General features: G+C 69.0%; 14 protein-coding genes. 6 read left to right on the top strand and 8 right to left on the bottom strand.

The window, feature by feature from the left end; genetic code table 11:
- Positions 1–252 precede the first annotated feature (252 nt).
- A complete protein-coding gene (locus ACWDRB_RS67020; protein WP_449912650.1) occupies positions 253–753 on the top strand; it encodes an AAA family ATPase in 501 nt (166 codons plus the stop codon).
- Between the two features lie 119 nt (positions 754–872).
- On the opposite strand, the gene ACWDRB_RS67015 is transcribed toward ACWDRB_RS67020, so the two are convergent.
- From ACWDRB_RS67015 to mobF, 6 genes are all read right to left on the bottom strand, one after another.
- Complete coding sequence (locus tag ACWDRB_RS67015; protein ID WP_449912649.1) at positions 873–1,370, bottom strand: hypothetical protein; 498 nt, start codon at positions 1,368–1,370, stop codon at positions 873–875.
- Between the two features lie 69 nt (positions 1,371–1,439).
- The gene (locus tag ACWDRB_RS67010; RefSeq protein WP_449912648.1) at positions 1,440–2,087 is read right to left on the bottom strand and encodes a hypothetical protein; all 648 of its coding nucleotides are present in this window, start codon (positions 2,085–2,087) and stop codon (positions 1,440–1,442) included.
- Entirely contained in the window at positions 2,018–2,404 is a 387-nt protein-coding gene (locus tag ACWDRB_RS67005; protein WP_449912647.1) for a hypothetical protein, read from the bottom strand. Before ACWDRB_RS67005 ends, ACWDRB_RS67010 begins: the two co-directional genes overlap by 70 nt.
- Positions 2,401–2,628, bottom strand: a complete 228-nt coding sequence (locus ACWDRB_RS67000; protein WP_449912645.1) for a hypothetical protein — start codon at positions 2,626–2,628, stop codon at positions 2,401–2,403. Before ACWDRB_RS67000 ends, ACWDRB_RS67005 begins: the two co-directional genes overlap by 4 nt.
- Complete coding sequence (locus ACWDRB_RS66995; protein ID WP_449912651.1) at positions 2,594–3,325, bottom strand: AAA family ATPase; 732 nt, start codon at positions 3,323–3,325, stop codon at positions 2,594–2,596. Before ACWDRB_RS66995 ends, ACWDRB_RS67000 begins: the two co-directional genes overlap by 35 nt.
- A 1-nt stretch (position 3,326) precedes the next feature.
- Positions 3,327–4,823: a MobF family relaxase gene (gene mobF, locus ACWDRB_RS66990; RefSeq protein WP_449912644.1), complete on the bottom strand. Its 1,497-nt coding sequence runs from the start codon at positions 4,821–4,823 to the stop codon at positions 3,327–3,329.
- 72 nt (positions 4,824–4,895) lie between these two features.
- Here mobF and ACWDRB_RS66985 point away from each other — a divergent pair, with 72 nt between their 5' ends.
- Positions 4,896–5,192 (top strand): hypothetical protein, encoded by a 297-nt coding sequence (locus tag ACWDRB_RS66985; RefSeq protein WP_449912642.1) that lies wholly within the window; start codon positions 4,896–4,898, stop codon positions 5,190–5,192.
- A 285-nt stretch (positions 5,193–5,477) separates the two neighbouring features.
- On the opposite strand, the gene ACWDRB_RS66980 is transcribed toward ACWDRB_RS66985, so the two are convergent.
- Positions 5,478–6,095 carry a hypothetical protein gene (locus ACWDRB_RS66980; RefSeq protein ID WP_449912641.1) on the bottom strand — a complete coding sequence of 206 codons (618 nt, stop codon included), beginning with the start codon at positions 6,093–6,095 and terminating at the stop codon, positions 5,478–5,480.
- A gap of 373 nt (positions 6,096–6,468) precedes the next feature.
- On the opposite strand from ACWDRB_RS66980, the gene ACWDRB_RS66975 reads away from it, so the two are divergent.
- A complete protein-coding gene (locus tag ACWDRB_RS66975; RefSeq protein ID WP_449912639.1) occupies positions 6,469–6,618 on the top strand; it encodes a hypothetical protein in 150 nt (49 codons plus the stop codon).
- A gap of 226 nt (positions 6,619–6,844) precedes the next feature.
- Positions 6,845–7,789 (top strand): C45 family autoproteolytic acyltransferase/hydolase, encoded by a 945-nt coding sequence (locus ACWDRB_RS66970; protein ID WP_449912638.1) that lies wholly within the window; start codon positions 6,845–6,847, stop codon positions 7,787–7,789.
- Positions 7,790–8,257: 468 nt separating this feature from the next.
- Here ACWDRB_RS66970 and ACWDRB_RS66965 read toward each other — a convergent pair whose 3' ends face one another.
- The gene (locus tag ACWDRB_RS66965; RefSeq protein ID WP_449912636.1) at positions 8,258–8,413 is read right to left on the bottom strand and encodes a hypothetical protein; all 156 of its coding nucleotides are present in this window, start codon (positions 8,411–8,413) and stop codon (positions 8,258–8,260) included.
- 146 nt (positions 8,414–8,559) lie between these two features.
- On the opposite strand from ACWDRB_RS66965, the gene ACWDRB_RS66960 reads away from it, so the two are divergent.
- Both ACWDRB_RS66960 and ACWDRB_RS66955 read left to right on the top strand, forming a co-directional pair.
- Entirely contained in the window at positions 8,560–12,426 is a 3,867-nt protein-coding gene (locus tag ACWDRB_RS66960) for an nSTAND1 domain-containing NTPase (RefSeq protein WP_449912634.1), read from the top strand.
- A 35-nt stretch (positions 12,427–12,461) separates the two neighbouring features.
- Positions 12,462–12,697: pentapeptide repeat-containing protein (locus ACWDRB_RS66955; protein ID WP_449912632.1), on the top strand; the 236-nt coding region annotated here is incomplete at its 3' end.

Raw genomic sequence — 12,697 nt, 5'->3', positions numbered from 1 at the left:
CTCACGATGGTCCAGCGGAAGGAAGTGCTCACTCACCAGCGGCTACCAGGCACCGAGTCTGCCTGATCAACCGACCCGGTAGCTTCCATTAGCGGCTCAGCCCGGGTAGGCCTGGCGGTGCTCGTGCTCGCGCTGTAGCCCGGGCATCGGGCAGCTGCTTGAAGGCCGTTGAGCCACGTTTAGGCAAGTAGGCGGGTGTTCGTCCGAGATCTTGCGGATTAGTCGCCCGTTGATCATCCCTAAGATGAGGACGTGGCGGTGATCTTCATAACCGGTATGTCCGGCACCGGGAAGTCGACGGTTCTCGGCGAGTTGGCGCGGCTTGGCTATCGGGTTGTGGACACCGACTATGGCGATTGGATGGAAGACGTTCCAGCTCCTGACGGCGCCGGCGCTGAGTCGCAATGGCGTGAGGATCGAATTGCCGAGCTGATCTCCGAGCACGAAGTCTCAGGCGTGCCGCTCTTCATCTCCGGAACGTCCCGGAACCAAGGCAAGTTCTATCCCAGCTTCGATCAGGTCATCTTGTTCAGCGCGCCCCTCGAGGTGATGCTCGAGCGTATCGCCGCCCGTGAAACCAACCCGTTTGGCAAGACCCTCGACGAACGCGAGAGGATCATCAAAGACACGGCTGAGGTCGAGCCGCTGCTCCGCGCATCGGCAACGATGGAAATCGACACGCGTCAGCCGCTCACCGACACGGTGAGCCAGCTGAGAGATCTCATCGGCCCGGTCGGGACCGGTGAGCCGTAATGAAGCTCATGCCAGGAGGCCCGACGCGCCGCATGTGGGCATCGGCCCCCTGTACGGCAGCACATCCCCACCGCCAGCGGCCTGGTGCCGCTCATCGCCGCCGCCACCGGAGCCGCGGGTCAGCGGCTCAGCCCGGGCCCGCGGTCGACACCACGGTCGACGCCGCGGCCAGGTGGCGGCCGGTAGGCCTGGCGGCGCTCGTGCTCGCGCTGCCGCCCGGGTATCGGACGGATGGGGTCGTCGGCCCGGGCGGCGGCCGCGCGCTGGCGTCGGGCGTGCTCGGCGCGGGCGGTGCGTTCGAGCTCGCGCCGGTCGGGCGGCAGGCCGGCGCGGCGCTGGCGCTCTGCGTGGAGGGCGGCCAGCTCTTGCCGAGCGAGCTGGTGGGCGTGGCGGGCGCGGTACGTGGCGTCGTCGACGTCGCGGGCCCGGACCTCGCGCTGGACCGTGACCAGGTCGCGTTCGAGGTCGTCGTGCCGGCGCCGCACCAGCGGCCAGGCCGCCCGGGGCGGCGCCGCGGCGGCGGCCTGTTGGGCGGCCCTCTCCAGGGCGGGGCCTTCCTTCAGGACGGGCGCCAGGCGCTCGCGCACGGCGGCCAGGTCCTCACGGATGCGGGGCAAGGTCGCGTCCAGTTCGCGACGGCGAGCCCGGTGGGAGGGGCGCAGCCAGCCCAGCCCATCCAGCTCGCGCTACAGATCAGCCTCACCCTGGCGCAGCTGGCGGAGCCGCTCACGGCCGTCGACGACGGCTTGGCGGGCCTGCTGCAGGCGGTGGGCGGCGTGCTCGGCGGCGTCGATCTGGCGGACCTGTTCAGTGAGCCGTGCCCACTTCTGCTGCAGCGCCCGTTCGGTGAGACCGCCGCCGCCGCGGGCGTAGTGCTGAGCTTCCTGTTCGGCGGCCGCGAGCGTGAGGGCCGCCGCCGCGGCGCGCTGGGTGAGCGGCTTCATGCGGGCGGCCAGCTGGGCGTCGGTGAGCAGGCCGACCCCGTACGGCTGCTGGGTCAGGGTCAGCAGGGCGCCGGCGCGCTGTACGGCGGCCTTCGCCTCGCGTTCGACGTCCTGCAGGTCCCGTTGGGCTTGGCGCAGGCCTTCGTCGCCGACGTCGGCCGGACCGGCGGCCGTCGACGGCTCTGCAGTCTGCTCGGCGTCTTGGCGGTCCGGGTCGCGGGCCTGGCCGGTCAGCCGCTCAACCGTACGCGGAGCGCGGGCGGGTCCGGCGGCGCGCTCCCGTTCGGCGTGCTGACGAGCGATCGGCTCGGGCTCGGCGGTCACCAGGCGGTCGGCGCGATCGCCGCGCAGGGTGGCGGCGTAGGCGGCCAGCGCGCGCTGCAGCTCCACCTCATAGCTGTCCGGCTCGCCGCCCGGGCCCGGTCGGCGTCGCTCTCCAGCAGCTCGCGCGGCAGGTAGAGGCGGACCATCTCGCGGTCGCGCGACATCGCCGCATACAAGCTGTGCGGGTCCAGGCCCATGCCGTAGACCAGCGCCCGGTCGACGGTGGCGCCCTGCGTCGCGGCCACCGTCAAGGCAGTGCCATAACCGAGCCCGCCGGCGGCGATGTAGTCCAGGGTGATCCATTCCTGTTCCAGGCGCAGCCCGTCGGCGTACGGGGCGCGCCACTCGACCAGCACCCGCCGCTGGTCGTCGATCGCCATCACGCGGCCGCGGTAGCCGTTGAGCACGTTGCGCCCCGGCCGTGCCGCTGGCGGTAGTCGTTGGTGTGCACCCGCACGTGGTCGCCGACCGCCAGGGCGAGCGTGCGGCCACCCGGCTGGCGGTAGCGCACCTCGGGCCCGGTGATCTCACCGGCGGCGCGGCGCACCGCCCGCGCCGCACTGTTGAGCCGGTCAACGTCGGCATTGCTGCCGGCCAGCAGCGCCACGTTCGCCAGCTCCGCGTGCACGTCTCCGGCCTACGCGGCGCGGGCTTGCTGCCAGTCGGCCAGCATCGCCGCCATGGTGTCGTCCGCGGCGCGCCCGGCGTGCACCCGCCCGGCCTGGCCCCAGGTACGGCAGCGCCTGCTCACGCCGCCCTGCACGCCACAACGCGAGGGCAGCCCGCTCACCCGGGTCGCGCTGGCGCCGGTTCTCGCTCAGCACCAGGCAGTCGACCTGGCGGTGGATCGTGGCGAACGCGCCGCCTACGCCGATGGCGCGCAGCTGGACCGGGTCGCCGATCAGCACCACCTTGGTCCGCGTACGGCGGGCTTCGCTCAGCAGCACGGCCAGCTGCCGGTCATCCACGATCACGCCCTCATCGACCACCAGCACGTCCAGGCCGGGCCCGCCCTTGATGCGCAGCAGCCAGGTGGCGATCGTGTCGGAGGCGATGCCGGACTCGGCGACCAATCCCATGGCGGCCACCGCGGCGGTGGCCGCGCCGGCGACCACCAGACCGCGGCTCTCCCACGCTGAGCGGGCAGCGGCCATGAGGGTCGTCTTGCCCATGCCGGCCACGCCGATGACCGCCTCGACCGCGTGCCCGCCGCTCACCAGGCGGCCCAGGACCTCGCGCTGGGAGTCGCTCAACGCGATGCCGGCGCCGGCCTCGAACGCGCCCAGCGCGAGCTCGGCGGCCACCTCATCCACCAGCGCCAGGCCCGCGCCGAACCCGGCACGCGCGGCCGCCAGCGCCTGCTGTTCGTCGTCGGTGACGTCGGTGGAGGTGTAGCGCTCGCCGTTGGACAAGGTGACGGCGCCGACCGGGGTGGCCAGCCGCAACACCGGACCGTGCCGCAGCACCTGCTCGGTCAGCGCGTCGGCTAAGCCCGCAACGCCGTCCGGCAGCTCGTCCATCACTTCGGCGAGCACGTCGGCCCGGGACACGATTTTGGTGTGGCCGGTCAGCCTGTCTCCCGGCCGCCAGATCCACGCGGCGATCGCCTTCGGGCTGGGCCGCTGCGGCAGCCCTGGGGCGGCGCCCACGCAGGAGGCAGTCAGCCGTGCCGCCTCGACACCGGCGAGCGCAGGCCTGCGCTCGCCAGGACGTGCGCGCGTCCACCGGCCCGGCCGGACTGCTGCCCTGGGCGACGTTGGTGACGCTGTCTTTGGCCTCGCGGGTCTTGGCGCCGGCGGCCTTGCGCTGCGCGGTGCTGGCCGCCGCGGCATCAGCCAGGCCCAGCTTGGCCAGCAGTTCGGCGGCGGCCTGGCCGCCCCGCTTGGAAAACAGCGTCCGCAGCTCGGCGCCGACACCGGCGATCTCCCACGCGCCGGTGTGCTCATCGCGTCGCCAGGCGATGCCGTAGCACTCGCTCAGCAGCCGCCGCGGCCGGGCCTGCACCAGCGTCCCGGCCGCCTTGTCATGCCGCAGCAGGTCACGTCCCCCATCGCCGAACACGCCCCACGTGCCATCCACCGCGCGCACCATGTTGGCGAACATCACGTGCGCGTGCAGATGCTGATCACCGACCTGACCCTGGACCGGCCTGGCTGAGCTGTGCCACATGATCCACCCGCTCAGGCCCGTGCCTTCCACCCGGGTCCCGGTCTTGCCCTCGCCCTTTTCGCTGCGGATGCCGTAGCCGGCCCAGACCTCGACGGCGGCCACCGTGTCGTACACCGCCTGGGCGAAGGCGTCCTCGATGCCGCGGGCCAGCTCATCGTCGGCCAGCCCGTACAGCACGCTCACGGACTTGGGCAGGTCCAACGTCAAGTCATAGCCGCGGTTGCCGACCAGCTGGGCCGGCGAGTACGGCGGGCTGACACTCTTGGGGGCTTTCATCGGTGGTGGCGCCTGTTCGCCGCGTTCCAGCCAGGCCACGCTGGCGCGCATATGCCGCAGCCAGCTGCGGTAGGTCTGTGCCGAACTCGGCGCGAGATCGGTGCAACCGGCCAACACGAACGCGTCGATCGTCTCGTGCCGCAGCCATACTTCCGGGTCGTCGGGCAGGCCGCGGCGATGGCACCAGGTGGCCAGCCGGGTGGTGGCGTGCAGCAGCCGCTCCACGTTGTAGGGGCAGCGGTCGGCGCTGGCGGCCACCAGCATCCGCACCGTGTCGGCGACCTGCTCCCACTCCGGTGGTGGGACGCGTGGCCGATACCGGGTGATCTTCGCCGAGGTTTCCGGGTCGAGGGTCACACCCCACTCGTAACGGCAGGACAACCTGTCGTTACGCAGCGCGACGACTTCGACCGATAGGAGAACATTGTCATGGTCGGCGGACGAGCCCGCTCCACCGCGCCCCGGGACTTGGCCCAGGACCCGCAAGCCTGGCCCCATGCGGACCTGGCCGGCCACGTGGCCGCGGCTGTCGTTCAGGCGATCGCCGCCACCCTGGCCGGTGAACTCGCCGCGCGCAAGCTGAGCCGGCGCGGCCCGGCCAGCCTGTCCGGGGTCAACCGACAATCCATCGCCGACCTGCTCGCCGGGACCTCTTGGCCGGACGTGGCCACCATCGCCCTGCTGGAGAGCGCCCTCGGGCAGCCGCTGTGGCCCACCACCCGGTAAGGCAGCAGGTGGCGCGAGTTGTGATCGACCATTGTGCAGGGACCGGCCATCGACAGGGCTGAGACCCATCATCGTCCTCCTTCCGCACTGCCGGGCATCGGGCAGGGCAGGCGAAATAGGCTCGACGGCCCCCAAGCGCCCGCATCGCGCGTTACGCTCAGAAGCGCGCGAGCCACCGTCAGTTAGACCTGTAGGGCGCTCACGCAACCCGGGTGCCGCCGAGCTGAACCCTCGGCGGCACCCCCTTTGCCGTCGCCCCGGACCACAGGGATGACGGCAAACTCATCAATGGTCAGCGGCGGCCCCGTTCAGCGTGGCGCCGTTGAGGCCCTCGGCGATCGAGAACTGACCGCGCTGGTGCTCGGCCAGCCACCCTTTGCCGATCAGACGCTTGAGCCGGGTTCGGACGACTTCCACCCGCTTGTGAACATCCGGCTCGCCCAACGCCAGCGCGACCTCCCTGGCACGCATCGGGCGACCCGCCGAGGCCAACATGATGACGACCTGCCGGTTAACGCCGGTCAACGAGGGCCACTCGGCAGGAGTAGTGCCGAGAGCCGCTGCGGAAAACCCTGCGGACGGCACCGGTTGAAGGTGAGGAGACTCGGCCGGATCTTGACGGTCAGCCGCACCGGTGACCGGCTCGTGCGAGCCCCGGGCGTGGTGATCGAGCACTTCAACCGGATCGCACCCGTCACTCGCGTTCTCCGGCCGGAGATCCTCTCCGGGGTTCCGGCTCGACAGCTCGTCTTTGGCCTGCAACCTGGCCAAGGTGCGCCGGACCGCCGTCAGTTGCTCCAGCCGCTCCTCGGCCTCGGCGATCATCTCGCGCCACGCCGCGACCTCTTGCCGCGCCTGGGCTTCCTCGTCGTCCAGTCGCTCGACAAGCTGAGCGACACTCATCTGTTCAAACCGTGATGGCACCATCGCCCCCTCGGGCTCGATGACCCCAGCGCCTGGCCGCACTCCGGCTTACTCACGCACCGAATAGTTGCAACTCCACACTGTAGGCATTAAAGCCACGCGAGTGCAGACACATCACAAGATCTTCCTTGCTTTCCAGCCGCAACTTCCGCAACGAAGTCACAGCCATTTGCAAGTTCAGGCCCGAGCCGCCCCATGGCCTTCCGGGCGTGCCGACGGCCGTGGATCAGGTCAGTGACCAGCGTGTGGGAGTCGTCGGGCATGCTGTGATCACGGTTAGACCTCCTTCTGCAAAGATCATCGCTTCGGCCCGTGTCGGCGGAAGTATCGGGCCCTTCACGAGGAGAACCCGATGGGGCGATGGACGACGGTCGCGGTCCTCACCCTGGCCGGACCGGCCCTCGTCGGCGCGTCCCCTGCCGACGCGGCCACGGCGCGCGACCCGGCCACGGCGATCCAGCGCCAACTTGGCAAAGGGCACGGAGTACGGATCACCCGATAGATGGCGTGCTCCGCGCACGATGGATGCCCTAAGCGCCAGCCTTCCTGACTCCCGGCTTCTCCTACGCGGGACATGTTCGCCTACTTGGAATCGGCCACGCTCGCGTTCAGCGGCTTCATCAGATCCAGCGCCTGGCCGTCGCCGATGGCGGCCACCTGGTGAATTACCCGCACAATTAGCTAGGTTGCCCTCACCTCGTCCGATTCTCACAGGGAAAGTGGCAGCCATGCGGCAACAGCACAAGACCTTCCAGGCGATCGAGGTCGGCGACGGCGGCGACGGGCGGTGGGCCGCCCACGCCCGGGCCCTGTGGCAGGACATGGAGGGCCTGCTGACCAAGGAGGGCCGGACTCCGGAGGGCGCGGATCGTGTTCGGGCGCTGTTCCGTGCGCACCTGCCGGAACTGGTCCCGGTTCTGGACCGCCTGGCCGGCCAACTCAACCGGCCCGAGGCGGAAGTCTTCCTCACCCACGCGGCACTGCGGCCGTTCTCCCAGTCCTGCACCCAGATCGGCCAGAACGGCACTCTGCTGCGCAACTATGACCTACGGCCCGATCAGTGCGAGGGGACCATCGTCTCCTCCTGCTTCCTGCGCCCCGTGATCGGGATGCAGGACATGCTGTGGGGCTTGCTGGACGGGATGAACGACGCTGGTTTCGCGGTCTCGCTCACCTGGGGCGGACGTTCTGTCTACGGACGTGGCTTCGCCATTCTCATCCTCGTGCGCTACCTGCTGGAGACGTGCGACACCGTCGATGAGGCGGTCGACAGGCTGCGGTCCCTGCCGGTCGCCGTCCCCCAGAACCTCACCCTTGTCGATCCCAAGAAGGCGATGACGGTGTTCGTGGGACCGGATATGCCGCCGACGGTGGCACCGGACGCCTGCGCCTCCAATCACCAGCACCTGCCGGTGACCGACGAGCAGGAGCGGGCCATGCGGACGCAGGAGCGGCTGCGAGCCATCCGCGCCGCGGGCGCGGACGTGGCGGCGATGCTCAAGCCGCCGCTGTATCGATCCGTCGACGAGCAGGGGACGGTAACGCTGTACACCGCCCACTACCGGCCCGCCGAGGGCCTTGTGACGTACTACTGGCCCGGTGAGTCCTGGCAACAGTCCTTCGGCGACTTCACACCCGGAACCCGCACCGTGACCTTGGGCCGGGCCAGCTGAAAAGCTTTCCGGACTCCTGCTCACCCCTGCACGAAGATCTTGCAAGAACATGATTTCACCCACCGCAGACAAGCCCTCCCTCGGCTGGCCCTGCCACATGGCAATCCCCCTGAACGGTCAGCGCCCGGGCTGCCTACGCGGGAAGCGATCATTCTCTTCTCGGGAAGCGATCTTCTCAACCCCTCTTGCGCCCCAGGCCAGCCCTATTCGTGAACACCCCTCGCTGGAAGGTATCGCCCTTGACCGGAGACAACGTCCCGATTAGGACAAGAGCTGGTCGGCATCTCCGACAGCATGCTGACGGTCCCTCCCGCCGAGCTCACCCTGAGTCACTAATCATCGAGAGTGGGCCAGAGCCCGAGAGTGTCGGTGGCTCCGCCACGAAAGTGTCAGTAGCGGCGGCGGCCCTCGGGTACCCCCGTCGTGGGGGAGCTAGCCGCTAGCGCTCTGGTTGGGGGTGGTGGGGGGCTACTGGGATGAGTCCTGCCGGTGCAGGAGTTCGCGTAGCGCCTCGCGTACGGGGATGAGGGCGCGAAGGAGGTCGGTGAGGGCGGGCGGGATTCGGGTGGCGGTCTGCAGGAGCAGGACGATGGCGCCGATCGTGGCGAGGATCGTGGTGGTCATGACGCCAACGGTCAGGTCCGGCGGCGTTCGGGCACATCCGGTATCACACAATCACGGCAACCGGCAGGTAACGGACGACGAAGAGTTCTACGATCCCGAACGGAACCGAATAGCCGAACCGGAAGACGCCTCCAGCGGGAGAGTTGATGGCCGACCCGGCCAAGATCAACAGCCGTGCGGACCTGCACGCGGCGCTGCGCCAGCTGTTCGATGAGTTCGGAGGCAGCTACCTGAAGGCGGCCACCGCGGCCGACAGCGCTGTGGCGACCGTGCACGACATGGTCAGCGGCAAGCGCCTGCCGCGGTGGGGAACCCTGCGCAAGGTCTTGTGCGCTTTCGGGATCGCCGAAGCCGATCTGGGTGCTTGGAAGCGGGCCCATGCCCGCGCCGAGCGCGATGACCGTGACGACGCGGAGCCGTACCGAGGATTGGAAGCCTTCGAGCCCGAGCACACGGAGTACTTCTTCGGGCGCCGGGATCTGACTGGCTTGCTCTGGGATCGGGTGTCGGCGCAGATTGGGCGGGACGGGATGCTGCTGGTGACCGGGCCTTCGGGAGCGGGCAAGTCGTCGCTGCTGCGGGCTGGTCTCATCCCCGAAGCCGACAAGTCCTGGCCGGCCGGTCACGTGGTTCTCACGCCGGGCGGCACCTCCGTTCAAGCCCTGCGCGGCGACCCCGTCCAGATGCTCGCCGAGCGCTTCTGCGGCGACTCTGCTCCGGACGAGATACGGGATCGCCTGGCCGACAAGCCCGCTCTGCTGCACGACCTGCTGACGCGGGCCGGGTGCCGGCTCCTTGTCGTCGACCAGTTCGAGGAGCTCTTCACCGCCCGTACCGGCGCGGATGACCGCCGGGTTTTCATCCAGGCGCTGCACGCGGCCAGCTCCACCGCGCAAGGGGTGCCCGCGGCGGTGGTGGTGATCGGGATGCGCGCCGATCTCTTCGGCCACTGCGCCGCCCATCCTGAACTGGCAGCGGCCCTGGCCCGTCCGCTCGTGGTCGGGCCGATGACCGCGGCGCAACTGCGCGAGGTCATCGAAGGGCCCGCCGAACGCGCGGAGCTCACGCTGGAGCCAGGGCTGGCGGAGCGGATTTTGGAGGATCTAGGAGCTGCCTCCACCGACGACACGGTCCTCCCCGCGATCTCCAGCGACCCCGGCGGCGTCCTGCCGCTGTTATCGCACACCCTCCTCGCCACGTGGAAGCTCCGTGAAGGACGCAAGCTCACCCTGGCCGGCTATCAGGCGACCGGCGGGGTCAGCAAGTCGTTGACCCGCACCGCCGACACCGCACTGGAGAAGGTGGGCCTGGCCCACCGCGACCACGCCCAGCGGCTGCTGACGCGGCTGGTCCATCTCGGTGAGGGGAGCGAGCCCTCGCGCCGCAAGGTACCGCTGGCCGAACTGCTCGGGCCCGAGGACAGTCCGGGACATGCCGCCGCCCGCCAGGTCCTCGACCGGTTCATCGAGCACCGGCTGGTGACCGTGGACAGCACCCCTACGGCCAGTACGGCCGAGTTCACCCACGAGGCGCTGATCCGGGCCTGGAAGCAGCTGCGCGACTGGATCGAGGAGCATCGGGACGTGCTCCTGGTAAGGGAGCAGCTCGACCGGGACGCCCGCGCATGGGCCGGCAACGGTCGCGACTCGGCGTACCTGTATCGGGGCCTGCGGCTGGCCAGTGCGCAAGACGCCAGCAAAGACGACGGCGATAGGCATGGCAACGACACCCGGGACTTCCTCGACGCCAGCATCCGGCAAGACCTGGACGAGCGGGACGCCGCCCACCGGCGCGCCCGCAACCGCACAGTACTGAGCGCAGTACTCGCCGTCCTGCTGGTGATCGCCACCACCACGGCGGCCATCACGATCGCCCAGAGCCGGACCATTTCCGCACAGCGTGATGAGGCGATCGGAGCGCAGGCCGCCAACGCCGCCGCGGCGATGGCAGGCACCGACCCCGTCCTCGCCAAGCAACTCGGTGTGGCGGCTGCGGCCCTGGCCCCTGAGGCAATCGAGACCAGAAGCACGCTGGTGACGCTGTACAACCAACCGGAGCTCTACACCTATCGACCTGAGGGAACCGATGGCGACTGGGAATGGACCCAGGACACCACCGGCCGCTTGGCGGCCGCAGCTCGTTCGCTGGGCCACGAGGTGAAGATCATCGATGTGGATCAGCGGAAGGTGACGCGCACCATCACCCTGACCGGACAACCGATCGCCGAATCAGGCGCCACCCGCATCGTGTCGCTCAGCGGCGACGGCCAAGCGATCTCCATCGTGCGGCAGGACGGTACCGTCGGCATCTGGGACACCGCAACTGGACGTCCGTGGCCGGTGACCTTTCACGTCCCAAGGCCGTACGCGGTGCTGAACGCCACAGGTACGCGTCTTCTGAGTGCGGAATACCACCCCGACAAGGTGAAGGTGTGGAACACCGCTACGGGACGACTGATCCTCGAGATCGCACAACAACTGATCAACTACCCGGCGATCTTCACGCCTGACGGCAAACAGCTGATCCGAGCGGATGGGGCGACACTGGAGTGGTGGGATCTCGACACAGGCCGGAAGGCGCACCAGCCGCGGCTCGTGTTCGAAGGAGAGCCGATTGTGGAGGTGGCTGTCAGCCATGACGGCAAGGTCGTCGCCGTGCGACAGCGCGGCTCTGATGTCAGACTCATCGACCTCGACAAAATCAAAAAAAGCGGCAGAGTAGGCAAATACGCGCCCTTCTACGGGGTCCGCTTGTTGCCCGATTCGCTCGGACTCGGGCTCGGTTTCAGCGCCGACGGTCGTTACGTGCGCACAGGCACGACGATCTGGGATCTCAAGCAGATCCCTCTCGGTCAGCCGGTCTGGCGTACCGATGCGAGTAACTGCGTGGCCAATATCACCTTCGGTTCAGAAGGCCGCACGCTGCGCTGTGTCTACGACGGCATCACCGTCCTATCCCTCGGCACTCTCCGCGATCCCGTCCAGCTCGCCCCCGGCCGCCTTCTCGACAGTCTTGACTCTGCGGTGACCAGCGCGGACGGCACGACCCTCGCGCTGCGACGGTATTACGACTATCGCGGCGTGGAGATCTGGGATCCCATCAGGCGTACCCTCCGGGCAACACTGCCCATCCCTGAGCCCGACTGGAGGAAGGGCCCCGGACGGTTGGAGTTGTCGCAGGACGGGCGGCTGCTGGCCTACATCCACGCCAACGGAGACATCGAGATCTGGGACATCGCCTCCTCGACCAGGAAGAACACGCTGAGAACCCACCGCAAGCTCGGCACCGACACGCCGGTGGCGTTCTCCCCAGACGGCAAGACATTGGCGGTGGTCACCCTGACCGGATACACCACCCGGTTAGACCTGTGGGATCTCCCATTGGGAACCCGCCGCGCCACCTCCACCGGCCAGCCGCAGGCGTTTGCCCGGATAGCGGCGTCCAGCCAGCTTGGCGAGGACTCCCAGATCCTCTTCAGCCACGACGGCCGGAGCGTCGTCTCTGCCCCCGACCAAGGTGTGGTCGATGTCGCCACCGGTAAGAGACTGGTGAGCCCCAACACCGAGCTGTGGCGTCCCCAGGCGCTCAGCAGGAACGGAGTCCTCGCCGACCAAGTCGTCACGGACAATACGCTCTCCATCTACGATGGCCGCACCCTCCAGCGCCTGGCCCGGGCCCAGATCAACAGCGGGCTTACTCGCTGGATGAGGTTCTCACCAGATGGAGACCTGCTCGCCATCGCCGAGGGAGCTTCGGACCAGATCCGGCTGTGGCATGTGCCCAGCAAGACCCCCTACGGAACTCTGACCGGTTTCCCCACCAGCACCATCGAGACCCTCGCCTTCGCACCCGACGGCTCGGCCGTCCTCGCCCTCGACGACCAAGGCCGCCTGCGCACCCACCTCATCGCACCCGACCAGATCAAAGTCGCGCTGTGCGCCCAATTCGGCCCGCTGTCCGAAGCAGACTGGAAGACCTTCATGCCCGAAATCTCTTACCGCCGGACCTGCTGATCGTCACAGGCACAGGACCCCGAACGATCACCATCGTGGTGGACACACGCTCGACACCACCCCGGCGCGATGCGGACCTGAGCGATGCGCGCCTGGACCGCGCGGACCTGACCTACGCGGACCTGACTGGCGCGAACCTCACCAACGCGTACCTGCGCGGCACGTACCTGGGCGGTCGGGTCTGTACGGTCACTGGCTCTGGCCCACTTTCGGTGGTGACGGAACGTGATAGCTCGTGTCGGTACATGGCTATCTCGCCGTGCTGTGTCAG

This window comes from Nonomuraea sp. NPDC003707, from assembly GCF_053587055.1.
This window is presented reverse-complemented; position numbering and strand designations above follow the sequence as displayed.